This is a genomic window from Affinibrenneria salicis, from assembly GCF_008710095.1.
The window spans coordinates 1-26,106 of record NZ_VYKJ01000014.1 but is presented as its reverse complement, the minus strand read 5'-3'; the positions used below and the strand labels follow the sequence as shown (position 1 = coordinate 26,106).

General features: G+C 56.0%; 30 protein-coding genes. 24 read left to right on the top strand and 6 right to left on the bottom strand.

The annotated features are described in order from the left end of the window. Positions 1 to 27: 27 nt before the first annotated feature. The 9 genes from FJU30_RS21490 (at position 28) to argD (ending at position 8,056) form a co-directional block, all read left to right on the top strand. The gene (locus tag FJU30_RS21490; protein WP_150437025.1) at positions 28 to 1,002 is read left to right on the top strand and encodes an SPOR domain-containing protein; all 975 of its coding nucleotides are present in this window, start codon (positions 28 to 30) and stop codon (positions 1,000 to 1,002) included. 84 nt (positions 1,003 to 1,086) lie between these two features. Beyond that, on the top strand, positions 1,087 to 1,899 hold the full coding sequence (gene dam / locus FJU30_RS21485; RefSeq protein WP_150437024.1) for an adenine-specific DNA-methyltransferase: 813 nt from the start codon (positions 1,087 to 1,089) through the stop codon (positions 1,897 to 1,899). A 112-nt stretch (positions 1,900 to 2,011) separates the two neighbouring features. Further along, complete coding sequence (gene rpe, locus FJU30_RS21480) at positions 2,012 to 2,689, top strand: ribulose-phosphate 3-epimerase (RefSeq protein WP_150437023.1); 678 nt, start codon at positions 2,012 to 2,014, stop codon at positions 2,687 to 2,689. Further along, the gene (locus tag FJU30_RS21475) at positions 2,682 to 3,386 is read left to right on the top strand and encodes a phosphoglycolate phosphatase (protein WP_150437022.1); all 705 of its coding nucleotides are present in this window, start codon (positions 2,682 to 2,684) and stop codon (positions 3,384 to 3,386) included. The genes rpe and FJU30_RS21475 overlap by 8 nt, the downstream gene beginning before the upstream one ends. Beyond that, positions 3,383 to 4,387 carry a tryptophan--tRNA ligase gene (gene trpS, locus FJU30_RS21470; RefSeq protein ID WP_150437021.1) on the top strand — a complete coding sequence of 335 codons (1,005 nt, stop codon included), beginning with the start codon at positions 3,383 to 3,385 and terminating at the stop codon, positions 4,385 to 4,387. Before FJU30_RS21475 ends, trpS begins: the two co-directional genes overlap by 4 nt. A 360-nt stretch (positions 4,388 to 4,747) precedes the next feature. Continuing rightward, positions 4,748 to 5,317, top strand: coding sequence for a peptidylprolyl isomerase A (ppiA, locus tag FJU30_RS21465; RefSeq protein ID WP_150437020.1), 570 nt, complete (start codon positions 4,748 to 4,750; stop codon positions 5,315 to 5,317). A gap of 93 nt (positions 5,318 to 5,410) precedes the next feature. After that, positions 5,411 to 6,088 (top strand): class I SAM-dependent methyltransferase, encoded by a 678-nt coding sequence (locus FJU30_RS21460; protein WP_150437019.1) that lies wholly within the window; start codon positions 5,411 to 5,413, stop codon positions 6,086 to 6,088. 45 nt (positions 6,089 to 6,133) lie between these two features. Beyond that, the gene (locus tag FJU30_RS21455; protein WP_150437018.1) at positions 6,134 to 6,715 is read left to right on the top strand and encodes an aminodeoxychorismate synthase component II; all 582 of its coding nucleotides are present in this window, start codon (positions 6,134 to 6,136) and stop codon (positions 6,713 to 6,715) included. 117 nt (positions 6,716 to 6,832) lie between these two features. Continuing rightward, the gene (gene argD, locus FJU30_RS21450) at positions 6,833 to 8,056 is read left to right on the top strand and encodes a bifunctional acetylornithine/succinyldiaminopimelate transaminase (protein WP_150437017.1); all 1,224 of its coding nucleotides are present in this window, start codon (positions 6,833 to 6,835) and stop codon (positions 8,054 to 8,056) included. 160 nt (positions 8,057 to 8,216) lie between these two features. On the opposite strand, the gene crp is transcribed toward argD, so the two are convergent. After that, the gene (gene crp, locus FJU30_RS21445; RefSeq protein ID WP_013510795.1) at positions 8,217 to 8,849 is read right to left on the bottom strand and encodes a cAMP-activated global transcriptional regulator CRP; all 633 of its coding nucleotides are present in this window, start codon (positions 8,847 to 8,849) and stop codon (positions 8,217 to 8,219) included. A 321-nt stretch (positions 8,850 to 9,170) separates the two neighbouring features. Between crp and FJU30_RS21440 the strand changes: the two genes are divergently transcribed. Continuing rightward, positions 9,171 to 9,578, top strand: coding sequence for an OsmC family protein (locus tag FJU30_RS21440; protein ID WP_150437016.1), 408 nt, complete (start codon positions 9,171 to 9,173; stop codon positions 9,576 to 9,578). Positions 9,579 to 9,595: 17 nt separating this feature from the next. Here FJU30_RS21440 and FJU30_RS21435 read toward each other — a convergent pair whose 3' ends face one another. The 4 genes from FJU30_RS21435 to FJU30_RS21420 form a co-directional block, all read right to left on the bottom strand. Beyond that, complete coding sequence (locus FJU30_RS21435; protein ID WP_150437015.1) at positions 9,596 to 10,465, bottom strand: phosphoribulokinase; 870 nt, start codon at positions 10,463 to 10,465, stop codon at positions 9,596 to 9,598. 230 nt (positions 10,466 to 10,695) lie between these two features. Then, positions 10,696 to 10,917, bottom strand: a complete 222-nt coding sequence (locus FJU30_RS21430) for a YheU family protein (RefSeq protein ID WP_150437014.1) — start codon at positions 10,915 to 10,917, stop codon at positions 10,696 to 10,698. Position 10,918: 1 nt separating this feature from the next. After that, positions 10,919 to 11,899, bottom strand: coding sequence for a hydrolase (locus FJU30_RS21425; RefSeq protein ID WP_150437145.1), 981 nt, complete (start codon positions 11,897 to 11,899; stop codon positions 10,919 to 10,921). A gap of 154 nt (positions 11,900 to 12,053) precedes the next feature. Beyond that, a complete protein-coding gene (locus FJU30_RS21420) occupies positions 12,054 to 13,982 on the bottom strand; it encodes an ABC transporter ATP-binding protein (RefSeq protein ID WP_150437013.1) in 1,929 nt (642 codons plus the stop codon). Positions 13,983 to 14,107: 125 nt separating this feature from the next. Here FJU30_RS21420 and kefG point away from each other — a divergent pair, with 125 nt between their 5' ends. The 4 genes from kefG (at position 14,108) to slyD (ending at position 17,369) form a co-directional block, all read left to right on the top strand. Then, a complete protein-coding gene (gene kefG / locus FJU30_RS21415; RefSeq protein WP_191091670.1) occupies positions 14,108 to 14,659 on the top strand; it encodes a glutathione-regulated potassium-efflux system ancillary protein KefG in 552 nt (183 codons plus the stop codon). A 2-nt stretch (positions 14,660 to 14,661) separates the two neighbouring features. Next, positions 14,662 to 16,476: a glutathione-regulated potassium-efflux system protein KefB gene (gene kefB / locus FJU30_RS21410; RefSeq protein WP_150437011.1), complete on the top strand. Its 1,815-nt coding sequence runs from the start codon at positions 14,662 to 14,664 to the stop codon at positions 16,474 to 16,476. Between the two features lie 12 nt (positions 16,477 to 16,488). After that, complete coding sequence (locus FJU30_RS21405; RefSeq protein ID WP_150437010.1) at positions 16,489 to 16,695, top strand: YheV family putative zinc ribbon protein; 207 nt, start codon at positions 16,489 to 16,491, stop codon at positions 16,693 to 16,695. A gap of 101 nt (positions 16,696 to 16,796) precedes the next feature. Beyond that, the gene (slyD, locus tag FJU30_RS21400; RefSeq protein ID WP_150437009.1) at positions 16,797 to 17,369 is read left to right on the top strand and encodes a peptidylprolyl isomerase; all 573 of its coding nucleotides are present in this window, start codon (positions 16,797 to 16,799) and stop codon (positions 17,367 to 17,369) included. A 111-nt stretch (positions 17,370 to 17,480) separates the two neighbouring features. On the opposite strand, the gene FJU30_RS21395 is transcribed toward slyD, so the two are convergent. After that, positions 17,481 to 17,699 (bottom strand): SlyX family protein, encoded by a 219-nt coding sequence (locus FJU30_RS21395; protein ID WP_150437008.1) that lies wholly within the window; start codon positions 17,697 to 17,699, stop codon positions 17,481 to 17,483. Between the two features lie 222 nt (positions 17,700 to 17,921). Between FJU30_RS21395 and fkpA the strand changes: the two genes are divergently transcribed. The 10 genes from fkpA to FJU30_RS21345 form a co-directional block, all read left to right on the top strand. Then, positions 17,922 to 18,737 (top strand): FKBP-type peptidyl-prolyl cis-trans isomerase, encoded by an 816-nt coding sequence (fkpA, locus tag FJU30_RS21390; RefSeq protein WP_150437007.1) that lies wholly within the window; start codon positions 17,922 to 17,924, stop codon positions 18,735 to 18,737. A gap of 509 nt (positions 18,738 to 19,246) precedes the next feature. Then, a complete protein-coding gene (gene sbmA, locus FJU30_RS21385) occupies positions 19,247 to 20,446 on the top strand; it encodes a peptide antibiotic transporter SbmA (protein ID WP_150437006.1) in 1,200 nt (399 codons plus the stop codon). Between the two features lie 195 nt (positions 20,447 to 20,641). Next, complete coding sequence (locus FJU30_RS21380) at positions 20,642 to 21,364, top strand: helix-turn-helix transcriptional regulator (protein ID WP_150437005.1); 723 nt, start codon at positions 20,642 to 20,644, stop codon at positions 21,362 to 21,364. Next, positions 21,364 to 21,753, top strand: coding sequence for a sulfurtransferase complex subunit TusD (gene tusD / locus FJU30_RS21375; protein WP_150437004.1), 390 nt, complete (start codon positions 21,364 to 21,366; stop codon positions 21,751 to 21,753). Before FJU30_RS21380 ends, tusD begins: the two co-directional genes overlap by 1 nt. A 13-nt stretch (positions 21,754 to 21,766) precedes the next feature. Continuing rightward, positions 21,767 to 22,126: a sulfurtransferase complex subunit TusC gene (gene tusC, locus FJU30_RS21370; RefSeq protein WP_150437003.1), complete on the top strand. Its 360-nt coding sequence runs from the start codon at positions 21,767 to 21,769 to the stop codon at positions 22,124 to 22,126. Positions 22,127 to 22,148: 22 nt separating this feature from the next. Continuing rightward, positions 22,149 to 22,436, top strand: coding sequence for a sulfurtransferase complex subunit TusB (gene tusB, locus FJU30_RS21365; protein ID WP_150437002.1), 288 nt, complete (start codon positions 22,149 to 22,151; stop codon positions 22,434 to 22,436). A 131-nt stretch (positions 22,437 to 22,567) separates the two neighbouring features. Beyond that, the gene (rpsL, locus tag FJU30_RS21360; protein ID WP_150437001.1) at positions 22,568 to 22,942 is read left to right on the top strand and encodes a 30S ribosomal protein S12; all 375 of its coding nucleotides are present in this window, start codon (positions 22,568 to 22,570) and stop codon (positions 22,940 to 22,942) included. A gap of 96 nt (positions 22,943 to 23,038) precedes the next feature. Continuing rightward, a complete protein-coding gene (gene rpsG, locus FJU30_RS21355; RefSeq protein WP_150437000.1) occupies positions 23,039 to 23,509 on the top strand; it encodes a 30S ribosomal protein S7 in 471 nt (156 codons plus the stop codon). Positions 23,510 to 23,604: 95 nt separating this feature from the next. After that, entirely contained in the window at positions 23,605 to 25,713 is a 2,109-nt protein-coding gene (fusA, locus tag FJU30_RS21350) for an elongation factor G (protein WP_150436999.1), read from the top strand. A 68-nt stretch (positions 25,714 to 25,781) separates the two neighbouring features. Continuing rightward, a partial coding sequence (locus tag FJU30_RS21345) for a GTP-binding protein (RefSeq protein ID WP_150436998.1) occupies positions 25,782 to 26,106 on the top strand: 325 nt, incomplete at its 3' end.

Here is a 26,106-nt window from a genome sequence, read left to right as displayed (position 1 = left end):
TTTCACCTCTTACCTGGAGGGTTTTAGATGGATGAGTTCAAGCCGGAAGACGAACTGAAACCAGATACCAGCGATCGTCGTCCTGCGCGTCAACAGAAAAACAAAGGTTTTTCTGCGCCTAAAATAGCGCTTTCTCGTCAGCATATGATGATTGGCATCGGGATCCTGGTGTTATTGCTGCTGATTATTGGCATCGGCTCTGCGCTGCAGGCGCCGACGAATCACGAGGTCAGCCAGCAGCAGGCGGGCGCGGAGAAGAGCATCGATCTCTCCGCGGCGACGGGTGAACAGTCCACCGCTGGCGGACAGCCCGCCGACAGCGGCAGCCAGACGCCGCAGGTACTGAATGCGCCGGAAATCGCGCCTCAGCCGACTCAGGCTGCCCCGCGGGAGCCGGTCAGCGGCCAGCAACGCGTTGAATTACCGGGCAACATGACGGACGCGCTCTCCCATCAGCAGGGAAGTATCGACGATTATTCCCAGGGCGCCATCGACAATAGTCAGGCGCCGGTTTCCTCTTTACCGACTGCACCGGCCAGAGTCGGACCCGCGCCGACCAAAACGGCGCCGGCGACCACGACCAGGACGCCGTCCCGCGTGCCGGCCGAAAGAAATGCGCATAATGGCAAATCCGCCGCCGCCGGCCAGCCTAAGGCGCCGGTCGCCGGCCACGCCGGCAATGACTCCCGCAGCGCGAGCCCGGCTCAAGCCGGTAGCGGTTCGGGCGGCATTCAGGCCGCGCCGGCCAGTCATTTTACGGTGCAGCTGAGCAGCGCATCCCGCTCAGATACATTAAAAGCTTTTGCAGTGCAGCATAATCTCACCGGCTATTGGGTCTACGAGACCAAACGGGATGGGAAACCCTGGTATGTGCTGGTGAACGGCGTGTATTCTTCCTCCGCGGAAGCGAGGCGGGCTATCGCGCCGCTGCCGGCGGATGTGCAGGCGAAAAAACCGTGGGTTAAGCCGATCCGTCAGGTGAAGCAGGACTTGAATAAGTAATACAAATGTTTAGCCCTGATGTGCTGTCTGAAACAGAGTACAATCCGTGGCTCTGACTGAATAGTATGAGTAACTAACGACGGCATGAAGAAAAACCGCGCTTTCTTAAAATGGGCTGGTGGGAAATATCCGCTGGTGGAGGAAATTCGTCGCTATCTACCACCAGGAGACTGCTTGATTGAGCCCTTTGTTGGCGCGGGTTCAGTATTTCTGAATACCGAATACGACAACTACATCCTGGCTGATATTAATAGCGATCTGATTAACCTCTACAATATCGTTAAAACCCGCACGGATGATTTCGTGCGGGACGCCCGTGAAATGTTTACTGGGGAACTGAATACCTCAGAAGTTTTTTATCTGCTGCGCAATGAGTTTAATCTGTGCGCCGATGCCTATCGGCGCGCGGTATTGTTTCTCTATCTGAATCGTCACTGTTATAACGGCTTATGCCGTTATAACCTGCGCGGCGAATTTAATGTGCCATTCGGCCGTTATAAAAAGCCTTACTTTCCGGAAGAAGAGCTGCGCTGGTTTGCTAAAAAAGCGCAGAATGCGACTTTCGTCTGCGAACATTATCAGCAAACTCTACTGAATGCGGCGCCTGGCTCGGTGATTTACTGCGATCCGCCGTATGCGCCGTTGTCCGCCACGGCTAATTTTACCGCTTACCACACCAATAATTTTAATAGCATTGACCAGCAAAACCTTGCCCGCCTGGCGCATCAGCTGTCGGTTGAGAGCCGGATCCCTGTGCTGATTTCCAATCATGATACGATATTGACGCGTGAGTGGTATCAGGACGCCGTCTTATATGTGGTGAAGGCGCGTCGTACGATAAGCCGCAATATTCTGGGGCGCAGTAAAGTGAATGAGCTGCTGGCGCTGTACTGCTAGCCTGGCGATAAACAGCGCGGCGCGCGGGTTGCCAGAAATACAGGGCTGATTGGGGGGCGATATTCACGTTTCCCGACAGCTGATATTCAGACTTTATCGTTTGGAGATGCGAATGAAACCGTTTTTGATCGCGCCGTCTATTCTGTCGGCAGATTTCGCCCGGCTTGGCGAAGATACGGCCAGCGCGCTGGCGGCTGGCGGGGATGTGGTTCACTTCGATGTGATGGATAATCACTATGTGCCCAACCTGACCATGGGCCCCCAGGTGCTGAAAGCGCTGCGTGATTACGGTATCGATGCGCCGATAGATGTGCATCTGATGGTGAAACCGGTCGATCGCATTATTCCTGATTTCGCCAAAGCCGGCGCCAGCTACATTACTTTCCATCCGGAAGCCTCTGAACACGTCGATCGCTCGCTGCAGCTCATCAAAGAGCACGGCTGTAAGGCCGGGCTGGTGTTTAATCCCGCCACTTCGCTTAGCTATCTCGATTACGTTATGGATAAACTCGACGTCATTTTGCTGATGTCGGTCAACCCTGGCTTTGGCGGCCAGTCGTTTATTCCGTCCACGCTGGATAAGCTGCGTCAGGTGCGTCAGCGTATCGACGCCAGCGGTTATGATATCCGCCTGGAAGTGGATGGCGGCGTGAAGGTTAACAATATCGCCGCTATCGCCGCCGCCGGCGCCGATATGTTCGTCGCCGGTTCGGCGATCTTCGATCAGCCGGATTATCAGTCGGTGATTGATCACATGCGCAGCGAACTGGCTAAGGTAAACCATGGCTGAGACGACCGCGATCCGCGCGCTGGCGTTCGATCTGGATGGTACGCTGGTCGACAGCGCGCCGGGACTGGCGGCGGCGCTGGATATGGCTCTGCAGGCGCAGTTTCTGCCCGCCGCCGGTGAAGCGCTGGTGTCCACCTGGATTGGCAACGGCGCCGATATTCTGGTCGAGCGCGCATTGCGCTGGGCCAACGCCGACATTACGCCGGCCCGGCTGGCGGAGACGCGCGCGCAGTTCGACCAGTTCTATGCCCGCACGGTGGAAGCAGGCAGCAAGCTGTTCCCGCAGGTAGAAGAGACGCTGGCGCAGCTGGCGCGGCAGGGATTTCCGCTGGGCATCGTGACCAATAAGCCGACGCCCTTTGTGGCGCCGTTGCTTGAGTCGCTGGGCATTAGCGCGTATTTTTCATTAATTATCGGCGGCGATGACGTCGTGGTGAAAAAACCGCATCCTGCTCCGCTGTATCTGGTGTTGGGCAAGCTGGGACTGCGCGCCGGAGAGCTGCTGTTCGTCGGCGATTCACGCAACGATATTCAGGCCGCGCAGGCGGCTGGCTGCGTGAGCGCCGGCCTGACTTACGGCTATAACTATGGCGAAGCGATCGCGTTAAGTCATCCTGACTACATCCTGGAGCGCTTTGCCGATATTCTGCCCCTGACGGGGCGATCATTTTCAGAAAATCAGGAAGCATTAGCATGAGTAAGCCCATTGTATTTAGCGGCGCGCAGCCGTCTGGTGAATTGACCATTGGTAACTACATGGGTGCGTTGCGTCAGTGGGTGAACATGCAGGATGATTACGACTGCATCTATTGCATCGTCGATCTGCACGCCATTACGGTACGTCAGGATGCGCAACAGCTGCGAAAAGCCACGCTTGATACGCTGGCGCTTTATCTTGCCTGCGGCATCGACCCGCAGAAAAGTACCATTTTCGTCCAGTCCCATGTGCCGGAACATACGCAACTGAGCTGGGCGCTGAACTGCTACACCTATTTCGGCGAACTGAGCCGTATGACTCAGTTTAAAGATAAGTCCGCTCGCTACGCGGAGAATATCAATGCCGGGCTATTCGGCTATCCGGTGCTGATGGCGGCGGATATCCTGCTGTATCAGACTAACCAGGTTCCGGTGGGCGAAGACCAGAAACAGCATCTGGAGATCAGCCGGGATATTGCCCAGCGCTTCAATACGCTGTACGGCGATATCTTCCAGGTGCCGGAACCGTTCATTCCGACTACCGGCGCGCGCGTAATGTCGCTGCTGGAGCCGACTAAAAAAATGTCTAAATCGGATGACAACCGCAATAACGTGATTGGTCTGCTGGAAGAGCCGAAGTCCGTGGTGAAGAAAATCAAACGCGCGGTGACCGATTCGGATGAGCCGCCGGTAGTGCGCTACGACGTGGTTAATAAGGCCGGCGTGTCTAACCTGCTGGATATTCTGTCTGGCGTGACCGGTAAGCCGGTTAGCGTACTGGAACAGGAGTTCGCCGGTCAGATGTATGGCCATCTGAAGGGGGCGGTGGCGGAAGCGGTCGCCGGGATGTTGGGCGAACTGCAGGAGCGCTATTACCATTTCCGCAACAATGAAGCGCTACTGCAGCAGATCATGCGCGACGGGGCGGAGAAAGCGCGTGCGCGTGCGCAGAAAACGCTGAAACAGGTGTACGACGCCATCGGTTTCGTCGCTCAGCCGTAAGCTGTCGTAAGCCATACCGTACAGTCTCTGCCGCTCAGGTCGGGGCCGTACGCTGCGTCAGGCCTTCATTCTACGCATCCCTGGCTCATGGCGGCGGCCTGTCGTTTTGTCCTGTTAACCACTATGCCTGTATCTACTCGGCCGGGGATAGCCGTCCCCGGTTTGCCAGTCTCTGCAGGCGAGATGTCCATCGGTCATGTATTCCGCTATCCGCGCGTCGCGACGTGCCTCTGGCGCCACGGAGGCAACGCGTTCGGCGCCGGGCGATCTACGTAAAAAAAGGTAAATCGGTGGCTTCGACGAGTGAGCCTATTTACAATCTGAACGCTTCCGTTTCAGATCTCCTTAAAAGGAATTCTCATGTTCAAACGTACTTTCGCGACTGCCGCTACGCTTTTTTCCCTGCTGGCGCTGGCCCCGTCTCAGGCAGTCCTGGCATCGACTCATGTGCTGTTAACGACCAGCGCGGGCGATATCGAACTGGCGCTGGACGATCAGAAAGCCCCGACGTCCGTAAAAAACTTTGTTGAGTACGTTAACAGCGGTTTTTATAACAACACAACGTTCCATCGGGTGATTCCTGGTTTTATGGTGCAGGGCGGCGGGTTTAGTGCGGATCTGACACAGAAGGCGACGCTGGCGCCGATCAAAAATGAAGCGGATAACGGTCTGCGCAATCTGCGCGGGACGATCGCTATGGCGCGTACGATGGAAAAAGACAGCGCCACCAGCCAGTTCTTTATTAACGTGGCGGATAATGCCTTCCTCGACCACGGCCAGCGTGATTTCGGCTATGCGGTATTCGGTAAAGTGGTAAAAGGTATGGAAGTGGCGGATAAGATTTCTCAGGTGCAAACCGAGAACGTCGGCCCCTACCAGAATGTGCCGGTAAAACCTATTGTGATCCAGTCCGCCAAAGTATTGCCCTGATACGTCCGCCGGCTGAGATAAGGCGCGTTTCGCCCCCCTGTATGTTCCCCGGCCCGCGGTTGCCTGACTGCTGGCCGAAGCGGAGATGAGATCATGGATAGCGTGGATGACGATAAGATGTTCAGTCTGGCGCAGCAACTGCGGCAGCCTCACGGCGCCGGGGGGATCCAGATCGGCCAACTGATGCATGAAAGCAATATCGGTATGACCCGCGCCTGTTTTTCCAGTCTGCAGGCGGCCGCCGGCGATCGTTTGCTGGAAATCGGTCATGGCAATGCCGCGCACGTCGCCGATCTCTTTCGCGCTCAGCCAGCGCTGCGCTATCAGGGGCTGGAAACCTCGACCCTGATGCAGGAAGAGGCGCAGCGGCTTAACCCATCGCTGGCGGCGCGCGGTCTGGCGCGTTTCACCCATTACGCGGGCGAGCGTTTTCCCTTCGACGAACAGACTTTCGATAAGGTCATGACGGTCAATACCCTGTATTTTCAGGCGCGGCCCGATCGGTTCCTGGCTGAGGTTTGCCGCGTATTGAAACCTGGCGCGCGATTTAGCCTGGCGTTTGTGCCGGCCGATTTCATGCGCGAACTGCCCTTTGTTCAATACGGATTTACGCTGTTTGGCGTCGAGGAGGCACGGTTGTTGCTCGGACAGGCCGCTCTTACGGTTGAAGGGGTTGATATGTTCGAGGAAAGCGTCTCCAGTAAGAGCGAGCCGGGCGCCACGACGCTCAGACCGTTCATCGTCATCCGGGCGTTGAAGGACGGCGGCTAGTGTACCGCGCCCGGCATAATGTTTAACCTTCTGATGACTAACCGCATGTCTCTTTTAATTATCGATAACTACGATTCGTTTACCTGGAACCTGTTTCAGTACTTCAGCGAGCTGGGGGCGCAGGTTGTGGTCAAACGTAACGATGAGCTGCAACTGCAGGATATCGTCAGTCTGGCGCCCGATCGGCTGGTTATCTCGCCAGGCCCCTGCACGCCGAACGAAGCGGGCATCTCGCTGGCGGCGATCCGTTATTTTGCCGGCCGGTTGCCGATTCTGGGCGTTTGCCTGGGGCACCAGGCGCTGGGGCAGGCGTTCGGCGCGCGGGTGGTGCGCGCCCGCCAGGTGATGCATGGTAAAACCTCGACAATCTGTCATAGCCAGGAGGGCGTGTTTAACGGCCTCAATCAGCCGCTGACGGTGACCCGCTATCATTCGCTGGTGATTGAATCCGCCAGCCTGCCGGACTGTTTCACGGTGACCGCGTGGACGGAACGCGATGGTCAGCGGGATGAAATCATGGGAATTCGTCACCGCACGCTGCCGCTGCAGGGGGTTCAGTTTCACCCTGAAAGTATCATGAGCGAGCAGGGACATCAGCTTTTGAGCAACTTTCTTAAATTACATTGAATTAATCAATTTTTAGGTTTTTAGTTCGTATTATTGATTGCCTGAATTTGATTTTTTATGCATATTTAATGATTATATTTTCATTTCCTATGGTGGAAAAGCAGGGTGGGAGAACGAATGTCTACAGATAAAGCGGAAGTGACCCGTCAGACATATGACCAGGTGATTTTACCTGTTTATGCGCCAGCGCAGTTTGTGCCGGTAAGAGGCAAAGGCAGCCGGGTATGGGATCAGCAGGGTAAAGAGTATATTGATTTTTCAGGCGGCATTGCGGTGACGGCGCTGGGACACTGTCATCCGGCGCTGGTGGCCGCGCTGCATCAGCAGGGCGAGACGTTATGGCACACCAGTAATGTGTTTACCAATGAACCCACGCTGCGCCTGGCGCAGAAACTGATTAACGCCACCTTCGCCGAGCGCGTGTTTTTCGCCAATTCCGGCGCGGAAGCGAACGAGGCTGCGTTTAAACTGGCCCGCTACTACGCCGGTAAACGCCACAGCCCGTACAAAACCAAAATCATTTCTTTCTACAACGCTTTCCACGGCCGCACGCTCTTCACCGTATCGGTCGGCGGGCAGGCGAAATATGCCGATGGGTTTGGCCCGAAACCGGCCGATATTGTGCACGTGCCTTTTAACGATCTGGATGCGGTTAAAGCCGTGATGGACGACCATACCTGCGCCGTAGTGCTGGAGCCCGTGCAGGGCGAGGGCGGCATCACTCCGGCAACGCCGGCGTTTATGCGCGGCGTGCGCGAGCTGTGCGATCGCCATCAGGCGCTGTTGGTGTTTGACGAAGTGCAGTGCGGCATGGGGCGCACCGGCAAGCTGTTTACCTATATGCACTATGGCGTGACGCCGGATATCCTGACCACGGCCAAGGCGCTCGGCGGCGGTTTCCCGATCAGCGCGATGCTGACCACTAATGAAATCGCTTCGGCGATGAGCGTGGGCGTGCATGGCACCACCTACGGCGGCAACCCTCTGGCGTGCGCCGTCGCCGAAGCGGCGCTGGACGTGATTAACACGCCGGAAGTGCTGGACGGCGTAGCGTTGCGCAATGCGCAGTTTGTTGCAGAATTGGAAAAAATCAATGAGCAGTACGGGATTTTTGCCCAGATTCGCGGGTTGGGGCTGCTGTTGGGCGCCGAGCTGAAACCGGAATGGCACGGCCGTGCGCGCGAATTTCTCGCCGCGGGAGCGGAACAGGGCGTGATGGTGCTGGTCGCCGGCCCGGACGTGATTCGCTTCGTTCCTTCGCTGGTCATCGATCCGCAGGAGATCGAACAGGGTATGGCTCTGTTCGCCAAAGCGGTAGCGCAGGTGGTCGGCGCTCGCTAATCGTGGGCTGAAAAACCCTTGCCCGCGCGTTCCGTATGACGATGGCCTCAGCCAGAGCGCGCCGCCTGCGCCTGGCGGGTAATGGCGCGAATAAGGTGGGCTATACGAAAAAGGGCGTGAAACTTCACGCCCTTTTTATCCGGGATATATCAATCCGTGCTTAACGCGTACCGTAGACCACAATGGTTTTGCCGTGCGCGGAAATCAGATTCTGGTCTTCCAGCATTTTCAGAATACGGCCGACAGTTTCGCGTGAACAACCGACTATCTGACCAATCTCCTGACGAGTGATTTTTATTTGCATACCGTCGGGGTGGGTCATCGCATCCGGCTGTTTGGCCAGATTCAACAACGTTTGCGCAATGCGGCCGGTGACGTCCAGAAAGGCCAGATTGCCCACTTTTTCCGATGTTACCTGTAAGCGACGCGCCATCTGGGCCGACAGACGCATCAAAATATCCGGGTTTACCTGAATTAACTGGCGGAATTTTTTATAAGAGATTTCAGCAACCTCACAGGCCGTTTTGGCCCGCACCCAGGCGCTGCGCTCCTGCCCTTCTTCGAACAGGCCGAGTTCACCGATAAAATCACCCTGATTCAGATAGGAAAGTATCATCTCCTTGCCTTCTTCATCTTTAATCAGCACTGCGACAGCGCCTTTCACGATGTAGTAAAGCGTTTCTGCTTTTTCACCCTGGTGAATAAGCGTACTCTTCGACGGGTACTTGTGGATATGGCAATGAGAAAGAAACCATTCGAGAGTGGGGTCTGTTTGCGGTTTGCCGAGAACCATTCGCTATTATCCTCTGTTGTAATCCACTGCGCAAATCACAGGGCTCAGAGTTCCCTGTACGGCGTGATCAGTTTTTAGCAATTCAAATTCCGTTTTTAGCCGGAATAACGTCAGGGACTATGCTGAAGCCACTATCTGGTGACATCTGGATCTTCCTCTTATTCAGGTCCACTATAAAGAGGCCGATCGGTATTTGTTTGTAGCACAGCTTGACGCAAGTGTCTCCTGTTGTCTCGCTTCAGCATGACACAACTCCGGTTACAGTCGCGTTTTGCGAAAAAAAGATGTTTTTTGACGATATTTGGGATGGAGAAAGGGCGCATGCAGGCACGGGTCAAATGGGTCGAGGGGCTAACGTTTATCGGTGAGTCGGCCTCCGGCCATCAGGTGGTCATGGACGGCAATTCCGGCGATAAGGCGCCCAGCCCGATGGAAATGGTGCTGATGGCGGCGGGAGGCTGCAGCGCCATCGATGTGGTGTCCATTCTGCAAAAAGGGCGTTATAGCGTCATCGACTGCGAGGTCCGTCTGACCTCCGAACGCCGCAGCGAGGCGCCGCGTCTGTTTACCCACATCAACCTGCATTTTATCGTGCAGGGAAAAGGGCTGACGGATAAAGCGGTCGCGCGCGCGGTGAGCCTGTCGGCGGAGAAGTATTGTTCCGTGGCGCTGATGCTGGAAAAGACGGTCAACGTTACCCACAGTCACGAGATTCACGATGCGGGATAACCGACCGCAGGTTTGCGCTACTCTATTTTTTTCCCTTCCAGCAGGCGCTGCACCAGCGGCGCCATAATCAACTCCATCGCCAGCCCCATTTTTCCGCCGGGTACCACCAGCGTATTGATATGCGAGATAAACGATCCCTGCAGCATGGCCAGCAGGTAGGGAAAATCGATATGGTCGATGCCCTGAAAATGGATCACCACAAAGCTTTCGTCCAGCGACGGAATGGCGCGCGCCGCGAACGGGTTCGAGGTGTCTACGGTCGGCACGCGCTGGAAGTTAATATGCGTGTGGGAAAACTGCGGCGTGATGTAGGAAATATAATCTTCCATTGAACGAACCACGGAATCCATCACCGCCTCGCGCGAATGGCCTCGTTCGTTAATATCGCGAATGAGTTTCTGTATCCATTCAAGGTTAACGATGGGCACGACGCCCACCAGCAGATCGACATGCCGGGAAACATCGGTCTGATCGCAGACCACGCCGCCGTGCAGCCCTTCATAAAACAGCACGTCGGTCGGTTCCGGCAGCGGTTCCCAGGGGGTGAATGTGCCCGGTACCTGATTGTAAGGAATGGCCTCGTCGTAGGTATGCAAATACTTGCGTGATTTGCCGCGTCCGTGCCGGCCGTATTCGATAAAGGACTGTTCGAGCAGGGCGAAATCATTAGCTTCCGGGCCAAAATAGCTGATGTGGCGGCCGGCGTCGCGCGCCTTGCGAATGGCCATATCCATTTCCGGCCGGGTGTAGCGGTGGAAGCTATCGCCTTCCAGCTGCGCGGCGCGGATATTCAGCTGTTGAAAAATTTTACGAAAGGCCAGGCTGGTTGTCGTGGTTCCGGCCCCGCTGGAGCCGGTTACGGCAATAATGGGATGTCGGGCAGACATAATGATTTTTTACTCCGTCAGGGTGGCGATACGCGCCAGAATAGATATCCTCTTATCTCTCGGGCGGCCAGCCTGTTCCTGGGGCCGCCGGTTTCGGTTGCCAGATTTCCGGCGCCCGCGCGTTCTTTCATTCTCTGAGATCTATTGGTTATAGCTGTCTTTATTGTTAGCACGATTACCATCAGAGATACATGATCGATGCGGAGGGCGGGCAAAAAACGCCGCTGGCGTTACTCTCCGTGGAAACGGTCACGCGGCATAATGTTAAGCGTTTCATGCAGTTCCGACCATACCAGCACGGCTTCGCCGCGCTGTAGCTGTAAACGTACATCTTCGACTTTTTGCGCCAGCGATCGCTCCTGCAGACCGTAATCCGTGCCCTCGCGCAGCACGAAGGATTCGATCACGCTATCCAGCGTGTCCGGGTTGAGTTGTTGCCAGGGAATTATCACGTTATTTATCCAGAAATTGAGTCAGCCAGGCCGGGATGCGTTGCTCCAGCCACATTTCGGGTTTCCACACGGAGCCGCCCACGAAGCCGACGTGGCCGCCACGTTCGGTGAGCTGATATTCGATATTATCCGGCAAGCTGGCAAGATCGGGAATCACCGCCGGCGCCATAAAGGGATCGTCTTTGGCCTGAATGATCAGCAGCGGGGTGCGGATGCGCAACAGGCGCGGTAACGCGCTGCAGCGCCGGTAGTAATCGAGCGCATCGCGAAAGCCATGCAGGGGGGCGGTAATCAGGTCATCGAAATCGCGCAGCCGGCGCAATTTTTTTAGCTGCGCCGGCCGGAAGGGCAGCGAATCAGGGTAAGCCATCATTTTACGGCGGACGTTTTGTTTCAGCAGTCTGAGCAAATAGTGCTGATACAGGCGGCTGACGCCATGTTCGATGCGCGCGCCGCACGGCTCCAGCATCAGCGGAGCGGAGACAATCACCGCCGCGTCAGGCAGACAGACTACGTCCCGGCGCGCCAGCAGACAGGCCAGCATATTGCCGCCGAGTGAGAAGCCCGCCGCGGCGATCGGCACTTTGCCCAGCGTTTGCTGCATCCACTCCAGCAGATAGCGGGCGTCTTCGGTTTCGCCGGAATGATAGATGCGTCCCATCCGGTTCGGTTTACCGCTGCAGCCGCGGAAATGCATCACCACGCCCAGCCACCCCCGCTGCCGGCAGGCGCTCAGCAGGCCGTGCGCATAGGGGCTGTATATGTTGCCTTCCAGTCCGTGAAATAGCACCATACGCGGCTTGTGCCGCGCCTGCAGCGGATCCTCGCTCCAGGCCAGGTCAAGAAAATCGCCGTCGGGCGTATCCAGCCTCTGCCAGTATGGCGTGATGCGCAATCGCTGGCGAATCAGGCGCGGCAATAGGGTTTGCAGATGCGGGTTGCCGGCCCCCGGCATGGGGCGGAAATTTTTTTCCGACGGCATAGTTATCTTCATATTAAGAATCTTGTCCGGTACGGATCGCACGGTCAGTTTGAGATGCTCGTTACCTTTCAGATTGCCGCCGTCCCGGCTGCGCATCCTTTGCTCTCCGGGCTTGCCCGGTTAGAGCGCAGGCTGGGGGCGGCGCGCCCCTTCTTTATTGCGTGCCGGCCTGGTCGGACAGCGTTTGGGTCAACTGCTCCAGTTGCTCCTGCGTATCCAGCCATACCATCTCCGCGTCTTCCAGTTGGTTTTTCAGCGTCGTCTGCTGCTGCAGACAGTCGGTCAGTTCGCTCTTGCGGCTGATATCGTACAGTTCGCTGTCGGCCAGGCGATGCTCAATGGCCGCCAGTTCGCGGCCCAGTTTTTCCATTTGTTGTTCCAGACCGGCCAGCTGTTTGCGCAGCGGCTGGGTCTGCGCGCGCAGCTCGGCCTCGCGCCGCTTCTGTTCTTTACGCGCCTGGGCGCTGTTGCCGCTCTGTTCTTTCCGGCTATCGCCGGCGCCGCTGTCCTGACGCTGCAGGCCGGCCAGCCACTGCTGATAGTCCTCGAGGTCGCCATCGAACGGTTCGACCCGGCGGTCGTGTACCAGATAGAGGTCGTCGGTGGTGGAGCGCAGCAGATGGCGATCATGGGAAACCACCACCAGCGCCCCTTCGAAATCGATCAAGGCTTCGGTCAGCGCCTGACGCATATCCAGATCGAGGTGGTTGGTCGGTTCATCCAGCAGCAGCAGGTTCGGGCGCTGCCAGACGATCAGCGCCAGCACCAGCCGCGCTTTCTCGCCGCCGGAAAAGCGTTCGGTGGCTTCGGTCACTTTATCGCCCTGGAAGCCGAACCCGCCGAGATAGTCGCGCAGCTGCTGTTCGGTTTCGCGTTCAGCCAGCCTGACCAGATGCTGCAGCGGCGATTCGTCCGCGCGCAAAAATTCTAGTTGATGCTGCGCGAAGTAGCCGAGTTTCACGCCTTTGGCGAGACCGACTTCGCCATGCAGCGGCGCCAGCGAGCCGGCCAGCAGCTTGATCAGCGTGGATTTACCCGCGCCGTTGTGGCCGAGCAGGCCGATGCGCGAACCCGGCACCAGATTTAGCTTAATCGACTCGAGAATCAGTTTATCGCCGTAGCCGGCGCTGACCTTTTCCATTCGCAGCAGCGGATTGGGCAGCGTCTCCGGCGGACGGAAACTGAATCGGAAAGGGTTGTCGACGTGCGCGGGCGCGATCAGCTCCATCCGTTCCAGCATTTTGATGCGGCTCTGCGCCTGTTTGGCCTTGGTCGCTTTGGCGCGAAAACGGTCGATATAGTGCTGCAGATGAGCGACGCGCTCCTGCTGATGTTGATACAGCGCCTGGTGCTGGGCCAGACGGGTGGCGCGCTGATGTTCAAACGATGAATAGTTGCCGGTGTATTCGTTCAGGGTTTCCTGTTCGATATGCAGGATCTTATTGACGATCGGATCGAGGAAATCCCGGTCGTGCGAAATCAGGACCAGCGTGCCGGGATAACTTTTCAGCCACTTTTCCAGCCAGATTACCGCATCCAGATCCAGGTGGTTGGTCGGTTCATCCAGCAGCAGCAGATCGGAACGGCAAACCAGAGCCTGAGCCAGATTCAGGCGCATACGCCAGCCGCCGGAAAAGGCGCTGACCGGCTGCTGCAGCTGCTCCTGGGTGAAGCCGAGCCCGCTGAGCAGGCTGGCGGCGCGCGCCTGAATGCTCCAGGCGTTGATGGCGTCCAGCTTGCCGTGCAGCAGGGCGATGGCGTTGCCGTCGTTCTGTTCATTGGCGAGGCGCAGCGCGCTTTCCAACTGGCGAAATTCTCGGTCGCCGTCGATCACATAATCAAGCGCCGGCACCGTTAAGGCCGGCGTCTCCTGATTGACCCATGCCAGCGCCCAGTTTTGCGGGAAACTGACGTCGCCGCCGTCCGCGGCGATCTCGCCTTTTAGTAAAGCCAGCAGCGTCGATTTGCCGCAGCCGTTTTTGCCGACCAGCCCAACCTTCTGGCCAGGATTGACGGTGGCGGAAGCGTTATCCAGCAGGACGCGCGTACCGCGTCGGATTTGCAACGAAGAGAAAACAATCATAAAGCGCCGTATGTTCAGAGTATGTTAAATTATGTGCTGGACGCCCGGACGCGGTGCCCAGGTTTTAGTCTTTGCGCTGCATGGTAACGGAAAACCTTTATCATGACGACGCTTTGGAGGGAATGATGTCGCAGCCAGCCAGAGTCTTGCTGCTGTATGCCCATCCGGAATCACAGGACTCGGTCGCCAATCGGGTTTTGCTGCAACCGGCTCAGCAGCTGGAACACGTAACCGTACACGATCTTTATGCCAGTTATCCGGACTTTTTTATAGATATCGCTTATGAGCAGCAGTTGCTGCGCGATCATCAGGTCGTGGTTTTTCAACACCCGCTTTATACCTACAGCTGTCCGGCCTTGCTGAAAGAGTGGATGGATCGCGTGCTGGCGCGCGGGTTCGCCAGCGGTCCCGGCGGCACGGCGTTAATGGGAAAATACTGGCGTTCGGTTATCACCACCGGCGAGTCGGAAGGCGCTTATCAGGTCAGCGGCTATAACCGCTATCCCATCGGCGATATCCTGCGGCCGTTCGAACTGACGGCGGCGATGTGCCATATGCACTGGTTAAAACCGCTTATTGTTTACCGGGCGCGTCGTCAGTCGGCGGAGGTGCTGGCGAAACTGTCACACGCCTACGCCGACTGGCTGTGCGCGCCGATACCGGAAGGAGATCGCTGATTATGGAGGGCTCTGCGTTATTGACGGCAGGCGTGCTGTTTTTATTCGCCGCCGTACTGGCCGTGCCGCTGGCGACCCGTTTAGGTATCGGCTCGGTGCTGGGGTATCTGATCGCCGGCATTGCCATCGGTCCCTGGGGGATGGGGTTTATCCGCGACGTGGATGAAATTCTGCATTTTTCCGAGCTGGGCGTGGTCTTCCTGATGTTTATCATCGGGCTGGAGCTAAATCCGTCCAAACTGTGGACGCTGCGCCGCTCGATCTTTGGCGTCGGGGCGTTTCAGGTGCTGCTCAGCAGCGTGATACTGGCCGCGCTGCTGTGTCTGGATGGCTTCAGCTGGCGCGCCGCATTGATTGGCGGTATCGGGCTGGCGATGTCGTCCACGGCGATGGCGCTGCAGTTAATGCGTGAAAAAGGCATGAATCGCAATGAATCCGGTCAGACCGGATTTTCCGTGCTGCTGTTTCAGGATTTGGCCGTTATCCCGGCGCTGGCGCTGATTCCCGTACTGGCCGGCAGCGGCGGCGCCGGCGCCGGCGGCGACTGGCAGCATATCGCGCTGAAGGTGGTGGCGTTTGGCGGCATGCTGATCGGCGGCCGCTATCTGGTGCGTCCGCTGTTTCGGTTTATCGCGGCTTCCGGCGTGCGCGAGGTCTTTACCGCGGCCGCTTTATTGCTGGTGCTGGGCTCCGCGCTGTTTATGGACGCGTTGGGCTTGTCGATGGCGCTGGGCACCTTTATCGCCGGCGTGCTGCTGGCTGAAAGCGAATACCGCCACGAGCTGGAAATTTCCATTGAGCCTTTCAAAGGACTGCTGCTCGGTCTGTTCTTTATCTCGGTGGGGATGGCGCTCAATCTGGGGGTGCTCTATACCCATATATTAGAAGTGCTGGCCGGCGTACTGGTGCTGGTGGCGGTGAAATGCGGCGTGCTGTATCTGCTGGCCCGTCAGTTCGGCATGCGTCGTTCCGAGCGTTTGCAATTTTCCGTGGTGCTCAGTCAGGGCGGCGAGTTCGCCTTCGTGCTGTTTTCCGCCGCGGCGGCGCAGAATGTCCTGCAGGGCGAACAATTGCCGCTGTTGCTGGTGGTGGTCACGCTATCGATGATGACGACGCCGTTGCTGATGACGTGGGTCGATCGCATTCTGACGCGTCGTTATAACGCAAAGGATGAGACGGATGAAAAACCCTGGGTGGAAAACGACGAACCGCAGGTGATAGTGGTGGGTTTCGGCCGTTTCGGCCAGGTGGTCGGCCGTTTGCTAATGGCCAACAAGATGCGCATTACCGTGCTGGAGCGCGATATCAGTGCGGTCAGCCTGATGCGCAGCTATGGTTATAAAGTGTACTATGGCGATGCGAAGGAACTGGAGCTGCTGCGCGCGGCGGGCGCCGACGAAGCGAAATCGGTGGTGATTACCTGCAACGACCCGGAAGATACGATGGCGATTGTTAATCTGTGTCAGCAGCACTTTCCGCATCTGAATATTTTGGCCCGCGCCCGCGGCCGCGTAGAGGCGCATGAACTGTTGCAGGCCGGCGTGACGCAATTCACGCGTGAAACCTTCTCCAGTTCGCTGGAGCTCGGTCGCAAGGCGCTGATCTCGCTGGGTATGCATCCGCATCAGGCGTTCCGCGCCCAACAGCACTTTCGCCGGCTGGATATGCGTATGCTGCGCGAACTGATGCCGCAACGCCGGGGCGACGTAACGCAAATATCCCGTATAAAAGAGGCGCGGCGCGAGCTGGAGGATATTTTCTACAATGAGATGCAGAGCGAACGGAGCCGTCTTGACGGCTGGGACGAGTTTGAATAAGGCGCGGAAGCAATGACAGCAGCGCGGAAACGGTTCATTGCCGGGGCGGTGTGCCCGCGGTGTCGGATGATGGATACGCTGGCCGTGAGTCAGGATCAGGACATCAGCGTAGTCACCTGCGTCAGGTGCGGTTATCAGCAGCGCCAGCCCGACGATCAAGAGGCGAACCGAGCGGACGGCGCGGCGGATCGCATTATCGGCATATTCCAGCCAGACTAAAGGCTGGCGGTTTATGGCAGGATTTTTTATCCCGTAGAGTACACAGGGATGATTTTCAGCTACAATTTGCGCCAGCTTGATTTCCAACGGTAGGAGATATCATGAAAGTAGCAAAAGACCTGGTGGTCAGCCTGGCTTACCAGGTACGTACAGAAGATGGTGTATTAGTCGATGAGTCTCCGGTGAGTGCTCCGCTGGACTATCTGCATGGTCACGGTTCTTTGATTTCCGGCCTGGAAACGGCGCTGGAAGGTCGTGCCATCGGCGAACGTTTTGACGTGAAAGTAGCCTCTAACGACGCTTATGGCAATTATGATGAAAATCTGGTGCAGCGCGTACCGAAAGAGGTTTTCGTCGGAGTGGATGAGCTGCAGGTGGGCATGCGCTTCCTGGCGGATACCGACCAGGGGCAGGTGCCGGTCGAAATCACCGCGGTGGAAGACGACCACGTCGTCGTCGACGGCAACCATATGCTGGCCGGTCAGAATCTGAGCTTCAATGTGGAAGTGGTGTCGATTCGCGCCGCGACGGAAGAAGAGCTGGCCCATGGTCATGTTCATGGCGAGCACGACCATCACCATCATGGCGACGACGGCTGCTGCGGCGGTCATGGCCATGACCACGAACACGGTAAAGGTGGTTGCGGCGGGCACGGCGGCTGCGGCTGTCACTAAGCTTACGCTATGTGCGCCGCGTCATTCGCGGATATCAACGCAGGGCGACTGGCTTCCGGCCAGCGCCCTGTTTTTTTATTGCGGCGGTATTGCGCGCGCGCCGCTGTATGGCTAGTAGTGCGGCGGTGGGGTTTCTTCCTCGCTGGAAGCCACCATCGATGTTTGAGCGGTGCGCAGCCTTTCTGTTAGCAAACGTAACTGCTCGCGCAGTCGGTTTAGCTCCCATTGCTGCTGAATAATCGTCTGGTTCAACTCTTCTATCGTCAGTTCCTGAAAGGCCTGGCGGCTTTCCAGCAATTCGAGCCGTTGTTCAAACGAGGACTGTGACATTGGCTTTCCTCCTGCTGCCTGTTGCCCGCAGAGTTTGTCAGAAAGCGGAAACTTCTGGTAGTAAAAACGGTCGGAATAGGGCGCAATGGGTAGCGTAAAAGGCTTTTGACAATGGATTTATGGCGTGCGGCGATTGTGTTGTCTTCGTTTACGCAGTTATAGTAACCACCGAATTTTTTTAATGATGGCTGGGGCACTGTGCTCCAGATGCTGGAGAAATGGATGAAATCACTGTTTAAGGTCACGCTGTTAGCGACGACAATGGCTCTGACGCTGAATGCCGGTCAGGCGCTGGCTGCAGAGACGGCAAAAGCGGCAGATAGCACCGCAACAGCTAAATTCAAAACTGATGAGCAGGCCGTCGCATATGCATTAGGCGCCTCTTTGGGGCGTTACATGGACAACTCACTGAAAGAGCAAGAGAAGCTGGGTATTAAGCTGGATAAGGAACTGCTGGTCGCCGGCGTCCAGGACGCCTTCGCAGACAAAAGCAAATTGTCTGATGAAGAAATCGAAAAAACGATGCAGGGCTTTGAAACGCGCGTAAAAGCGGCCGCGCAGGCGAAAATGCAGCAGGACGCGAAGGATAACGAAGAGAAAGGCACGAAGTACCGCAATGCCTTCGCGAAAGAAAAAGGCGTGAAAAAGACGGCATCCGGTCTGCTGTATCAGGTAGAAGCCGCGGGAACGGGCGCCGCGCCGAAAGACAGCGATACCGTGGTGGTGAACTACAAAGGTATGTTGGTTGACGGCACCGAGTTCGATAGCTCCTATAAGCGCGGCGAGCCGGTGTCTTTCCGTCTGGACGGCGTAATCCCGGGCTGGACTGAAGGTCTGAAGCAAGTGAAGAAGGGCGGCAAGATTAAACTGGTTATTCCGCCGGCTCTGGCCTACAGCGATACCGGCGTACCCGGCATTCCGCCTAACTCCACGCTGGTGTTCGAGATTGAGCTGCTGGATATCAAACCCGAAGCGGATGTTAAAGCCAACGACGCTAAAGCGGAAAAACCGGCCGCTGAGCAACAGAGCGCACAGTAATCTGACGGCGGATGGTCGATAAGGCAGCGCATCAATGCCCGCCTTATTTCCGCTTGATATGCCGCTATCTCGTTCTGTCTGCAGTATATCCGCGCGACGGAAACCTGCAGGAATGATGATAACGTGCAAGCATAGGCGGATGGGCAGTCCGTGAGCGTTCTCGCCGCAGGGATCACACCCTGCGGTTTTTTTGTACTCATTGCGCCGGTTCTTGCCCATTGTGGCGGTGATATCAAATCACGTCGGGTCGTATGATGATGTTACAAAGTAACGCTTTAACCGACGGTTTATTGTTTTTATGCTCAACCTTCATTGAGTTATACCCTTCATATTTCATACTGCGGGCGGTTTGGCGTCCCTCATGTCCGGCCTTGCTCTGACGGTGTCTCTGCGAGTGGTCGGCGGACCGACGCCTCAGACGCGTCGCTATACGGTCGGCGCCAGGAGCCGTCGCCGCAGTCTGAAATCTGTAAGGTATGCAGGGATTTGTTAGCAGGTATAAGTACGATATGTTCAAATCGTTTTTCCCTAAACCGGCGCTGTTTTTTTCCTCTGTGATGATATGGACGCTGCTTTGCGTGTCCGTCTGGTTTTTATGGGGGCGGGACTGGGGGGCGCATCTGGCGCCGGGCCAGACGTTGCCCGCCAGCGCGTCCCGCTTTTGGTCGACGCCGTTTCTGTGGTTCTATTGTTACTATCTGCTGTCCGTAGCGTTGTTCGCCGCGTTCTGGTTCATCATCAGTCCTCATCACTGGCAGATGTGGTCGATTCCCGGCTCCGCGTTGATCATCTTCGTTACCTGGTTTTCTGTCCAGGTGGGCGTTACGGTCAATGCCTGGTATGTCCCGTTTTGGGATCTTATTCAGAAGGCGCTGACGGCGCCGCATTCGGTGAATCTCACCGATTTCTATCGACAAATTGTTATTTTTCTCGGTATTGCGCTGTGCGGCGTCATGGTGGGAGTGTTAAGCCGGTTTTTTATCAGCCATTATGTTTTCCGCTGGCGTAGCGCGATGAACGAATACTATATGGCGCACTGGGCGAAGTTGAGAAAGATAGAAGGGGCCGCGCAGCGCGTACAGGAAGATACCATGCGCTTTGCCTCTACCGTTGAAGACCTGGGCGTCGAACTGATTAATGCGGTGATGACGCTGATCGCTTTTGTGCCGGTACTGATCGCGCTTTCGTCGCACGTTCCCGCGCTGCCGCTGATTGGTCATGTTCCTTACGCGCTGCTGCTGGCCGCCATCATCTGGTCGGTGGTGGGCACCGGGCTGATGGCGTTGGTCGGGATTAAACTGCCGGGGCTGGAATTCAGGAATCAGATGGTGGAGGCGGCCTATCGCAAGGAGCTGGTGTACGGCGAAGATCATGACGGGCGCGCCGATCCGCTCACGGTGCGGGCGATGTTCGGTCAGGTGCGTAAAAACTACTTTCGTCTCTATTTTCACTATACATATTTCAACCTCGTGCGCACCTTCTACCTTCAGTTCGATAATGTCTTTGGCCTGATCGTGTTGTTTCCCTCTATCGTCGCCGGCACGCTGACGCTGGGACTGCTGACTCAGATCACCAACGTGTTTGATCAGGTGCGCTATTCGTTCCAGTATTTGATTAATTCGTGGTCGACTATCGTTGAGTTGTTGTCTATATATAAGCGTCTGCGCGCGTTCGAATCAACGATCGGTAAGGTGCAGGATGACGAATAGACCAGACTGAGTATGATCATATCACCGGCGGCGCCGGGCGCTGAGCGCAGGAGAAAGTCCGATATCTGATGTTATACACGGACGAGGGTATCCACTGTGGATATCATGAAATACAGGGACGGCAGGGAGGACATTTGCTAGACTGTGTCCCCCTGTCCAGACAATAGATAAATGACGTTGAAGGTGGTATCTGCCATGTCTAATTCGCTTGTTGCCGGCGAATCTAATGACGCTGATTTGCTGGATGAAAGGCCGTTTAATCCGACGGATTATGAAATTCTGAAATCGTATGAAGCGGTGGTCGACGGTCTGGCCATGCTGATCGGCGAACATTGCGAAATTGTGCTGCACTCGCTTGAAGATCTGAAGTGTTCGGCGGTGCGCATCGCCAATGGCGAACATACGGGCAGAAAAATTGGCTCGCCGATCACCGATCTTGCATTGCGTATGCTGCACGATATGGCAGATGAAGACAGCAGCGTATCCAAAGCCTATTTCACCCGGGCGAAAAGCGGCATGTTGATGAAATCGGTCACTATCGCGATTCGCAACCGCGAGCGGCGGGTGATTGGTCTGCTGTGCATCAATATGAATCTTGACGTGCCTTTCTCTCAGATTATGCAGACCTTTATGCCGCCTGAAATGCATGAGGTCGCGTCCTCGGTCAACTTCGCGTCCTCGGTGGACGATCTGGTGGCGCAGACGCTGGAGTTCTCTATTGAAGAAGTTAACGCCGATCGTAATGTCTCGAATAATGCCAAAAATCGACAAATTGTCCTGAGCCTGTATGAGAAAGGGATTTTTGACATTAAAGATGCGATTAATCAGGTTGCCGATCGGCTGAATATCTCCAAGCACACGGTCTATCTCTATATCAGGCAATTCAAAAGCGGCGATTTCACGGGGCACGATCGCTAATGTTGCGCTATTGCCTGCTGGTGACCGGTCCGGCGTACGGCACGCAGCAAGCCAGCAGCGCATTGCAGTTCGCCCAGGCGCTGCTGGCGGCGGGTCATCAACTGGACAGCGTATTTTTCTATCGCGAAGGGGTGATGAACGCGAATCAACTGACTTCGCCGGCCAGCGATGAATTCGATCTGGTGCGGGCATGGCGGCGCCTGGGGCAGCAACACGCGGTGGCGCTGAACGTGTGCGTCGCGGCCGCGCTGCGGCGCGGCGTGGCGGATAGTCAGCAGGCGCAATTGTTAGGTCTGCCGCAGGCCAATCTCCAGCCCGGATTCAGTCTGTCCGGGCTGGGGGAGCTGTCGCAGTCCGTACTGGTCTGCGATCGCGTCGTGCAGTTTTGAGCGGAATAACATAATGAAGCGCGTAGCCTTCGTTTTTACTCAGGCGCCGCACGGCAGCGCCGCCGGGCGTGAAGGGCTTGATGCCGTGCTGGCGATGTCGGCGCTGAGCGAGGAAACAGGCGTATTCTTTGTCGGCGACGGCGTATTCCAGCTGCTGCCGCAGCAACGGCCCGCCGACATTCTGATGCGCGACTATATCGCGACGTTCGGCGTTCTGCCGCTGTATGACGTCGAGCGGCGCTACCTGTGCCGCGCGTCGCTGGCCGAACGCGGGCTGGCGGAGCAAACGCGCTGGGTGCTGGATGTCGTCATGCTGGATCCTGACGCGCTGCGCGCTGAGCTGGCCAGTTATGACGCGGTGCTGACATTTTAATTATTCTGTACGAGATATTCCCATGCTGCATACGCTGTCCCGTTCTCCCTGGCAATGCGATATCGCGACGATCGTGCGCTGTCTCGGCGCCAGCGATGAGATCCTGCTGCTGCAGGATGCGGTCGTGGCGGCTATCGACGGCGGCGCGGCGCTGTCCGTTCTGCTGAGTCGAGGCCTGCCGCTGTATGCGCTGCGCGAAGATGCGGCGGCGCGCGGCATTATTGAACAAATTTCAACCAAAGTTGCGCTGATTAGCTATACTGACTTTGTTGGGCTGACCGTCAGACATTCTCAGCAAATGGCCTGGTAGCGTTTATTTTTGTATATTTCTTGACTCCTTTCCCGGCCAGTCCTAAAATTCTGCGTCCTTATACTTAGCCTTGCGCGGGTATAGGGCGATTTATTACGTGTTTACGAAGCAAAAACCAGGAGCTTTTCTGAATGGCAACAATTAACCAGCTGGTACGCAAACCGCGCGCCTTGAAGGTTGCTAAGAGCAACGTTCCGGCGCTGGAAGCTTGCCCGCAAAAACGTGGTGTATGTACCCGCGTATATACTACTACCCCGAAAAAACCGAACTCCGCGCTGCGTAAAGTATGCCGTGTTCGTTTAACTAACGGTTTTGAAGTTTCCTCCTATATCGGTGGGGAAGGTCATAACCTGCAGGAGCACTCCGTGATCCTGATCCGCGGCGGTCGTGTTAAAGACCTGCCAGGTGTACGTTATCACACCGTTCGCGGTGCACTTGACTGCTCCGGTGTTAAAGACCGTAAGCAATCCCGTTCTAAATACGGCGTCAAGAAGCCGAAGGCTTAATGGTTCTCCGTTAAGTAAGGCCAAACGTTTTAACTTAAATGTCAAACTAAACTCGTAGAGTTTTGGACAATCCTGAATTAATAACGGAGTATTTCCATGCCACGTCGTCGCGTCATTGGTCAACGTAAAATTCTGCCGGATCCGAAGTTCGGATCTGAGCTGCTGGCTAAATTTGTCAACATCCTGATGGTAGATGGTAAAAAATCTACCGCTGAAGCTATCGTCTATACCGCGCTGGAGACCCTGGCTCAGCGTTCTGGTAAAACCGAACTGGAAGCTTTTGAAGTAGCGCTGGATAACGTGCGCCCGACTGTCGAAGTTAAGTCGCGCCGCGTTGGTGGTTCTACCTATCAGGTACCTGTAGAAGTCCGTCCGGTCCGTCGTAATGCGCTGGCAATGCGTTGGATCGTAGAAGCTGCTCGTAAACGCGGTGATAAATCCATGGCTCTGCGCCTGGCGAACGAACTTTCTGATGCAGCGGAAAACAAAGGTACCGCTGTCAAGAAACGTGAAGACGTTCACCGTATGGCAGATGCCAACAAAGCGTTCGCTCACTATCGCTGGTAATCCGGCATAGTGGTTATGCTAACCAGGCGGGCGCTTCAAAGAAGCCAACCCGTCTGGGTTAACTAATTTGAACGCTCTGGATATAGAGGAAACAAATGGCTCGTACAACACCTATTGAGCGCTACCGCAATATCGGTATCAGCGCACACATCGACGCCGGTAAAACCACCACGACCGAACGTATTCTGTTCTATACGGGTGTGAACCACAAAATCGGTGAAGTTCATGACGGCGCGGCTACGATGGACTGGATGGCGCAGGAGCAGGAACGTGGTATCACCATCACGTCCGCTGCGACTACGGCTTTCTGGTCCGGTATGGCTAAGCAGTTTGATGCTCACCGCATTAACATCATCGACACCCCGGGGCACGTTGACTTCACTATCGAAGTAGAACGTTCCATGCGTGTTCTGGATGGTGCAGTTATGGTTTACTGTGCTGTTGGTGGTGTTCAGCCGCAGTCTGAGACCGTATGGCGTCAGGCTAACAAATATAAAGTTCCGCGCATTGCGTTCGTTAACAAAATGGACCGTATGGGCGCGAACTACCTGCGAGTTGTTAATCAGATTAAAACTCGTCTGGGCGCGAACCCGGTTCCGCTGCAGCTGGCGATTGGTGCTGAAGAGCACTTCACCGGCGTAGTCGACCTGGTGAAAATGAAAGCCATCAACTGGAATGAAGCCGATCAGGGCGTCACCTTCACTTATGAAGAAATTCCGGCTGATCTGCAGGACCTGGCCCAGGAATGGCACCAGAACCTGATTGAGTCCGCAGCTGAAGCATCTGAAGAGCTGATGGACAAATACCTCGGCGGTGAAGAACTGTCTGAGGAAGAAATTAAGAAAGCGCTGCGTCAGCGCGTGCTGAACAACGAAATCATCCTGGTCACCTGTGGTTCTGCGTTTAAGAACAAAGGTGTTCAGGCGATGCTGGATGCGGTTATCGAATATCTGCCGGCGCCGACCGACGTACCGGCGATCAAAGGTATCCTGGACGACGGTAAAGATACACCGGCAGAGCGTCACTCTGACGATAAAGAACCGTTCTCCGCACTGGCGTTCAAAATCGCTACCGACCCGTTCGTTGGTAACCTGACGTTCTTCCGCGTGTACTCTGGCGTGGTTAACTCCGGTGATACCGTGCTGAACTCGGTAAAAGCGCAGCGTGAGCGTTTTGGTCGTATCGTTCAGATGCACGCCAACAAACGTGAAGAGATCAAAGAAGTTCGTGCAGGCGATATCGCTGCGGCAATCGGTCTGAAAGACGTGACCACCGGCGACACGCTGTGCGATCAGAACTCGCCGATCATCCTGGAACGTATGGAGTTCCCGGAACCGGTTATCTCTATCGCCGTTGAACCGAAAACCAAAGCCGACCAGGAAAAAATGGGTCTGGCTCTGGGTCGTCTGGCAAAAGAAGACCCGTCGTTCCGCGTATGGACCGATGAAGAATCTAACCAGACCATCATCGCCGGTATGGGTGAGCTGCATCTGGAAATCATCGTTGACCGTATGAAACGCGAGTTCAACGTTGAAGCCAACATCGGTAAGCCGCAGGTTGCTTACCGTGAAACTATCCGTGAAACTGCGACGGATGTTGAAGGTAAACATGCTAAGCAGTCCGGTGGTCGCGGTCAGTATGGTCATGTCGTTATCGACATGTCTCCGCTGGAAGCAGGTGGCCCGGGCTACGAATTTGTCAACGACATCAAGGGTGGCGTTATTCCTGGCGAATACATCCCGGCCGTTGATAAAGGTATCCAGGAACAGCTGAAATCCGGCCCGCTGGCTGGCTATCCGGTTGTGGATATTAAAGTGCGTCTGCATTTCGGTTCTTACCATGATGTCGACTCCTCTGAACTGGCGTTTAAACTGGCTGCGTCTATTGCGTTTAAAGCAGCGTTTAGCCGAGCTAAGCCCGTTCTGCTCGAGCCGATCATGAAGGTCGAAGTTGAAACCCCGGAAGATTACATGGGTGACGTCATCGGTGACCTGAACCGTCGCCGTGGTATTATCGAAGGTATGGAAGATACCTCTACCGGTAAAACCATTCGCGCTCAGGTTCCGCTGTCGGAAATGTTTGGTTATGCGACCGACCTGCGTTCGCAGACTCAGGGCCGTGCTTCTTACTCCATGGAGTTCCTGAAGTACAGCGAAGCGCCGAACAACGTCGCTCAGGCCGTTATTGAAGCCCGTGGTAAATAATCCCGGGTTAATACATTGATCCCATGCTCTCTCCGTAAGGGGGGAGCATTTGAGTAAGGAATATAGCCGTGTCTAAAGAAAAATTTGAACGTACTAAACCCCATCTCAACGTCGGTACTATCGGCCACGTTGACCATGGTAAAACGACTCTGACCGCTGCCATCACTACCGTTCTGGCTAAAACCTACGGTGGCGCTGCTCGCGCATTCGACCAGATCGATAACGCGCCGGAAGAAAAAGCTCGTGGTATCACCATCAACACCTCGCACGTTGAATACGATACCCCGACTCGCCACTACGCGCACGTTGACTGCCCGGGGCATGCCGACTACGTGAAAAACATGATCACCGGTGCCGCCCAGATGGACGGCGCGATCCTGGTTGTTGCAGCGA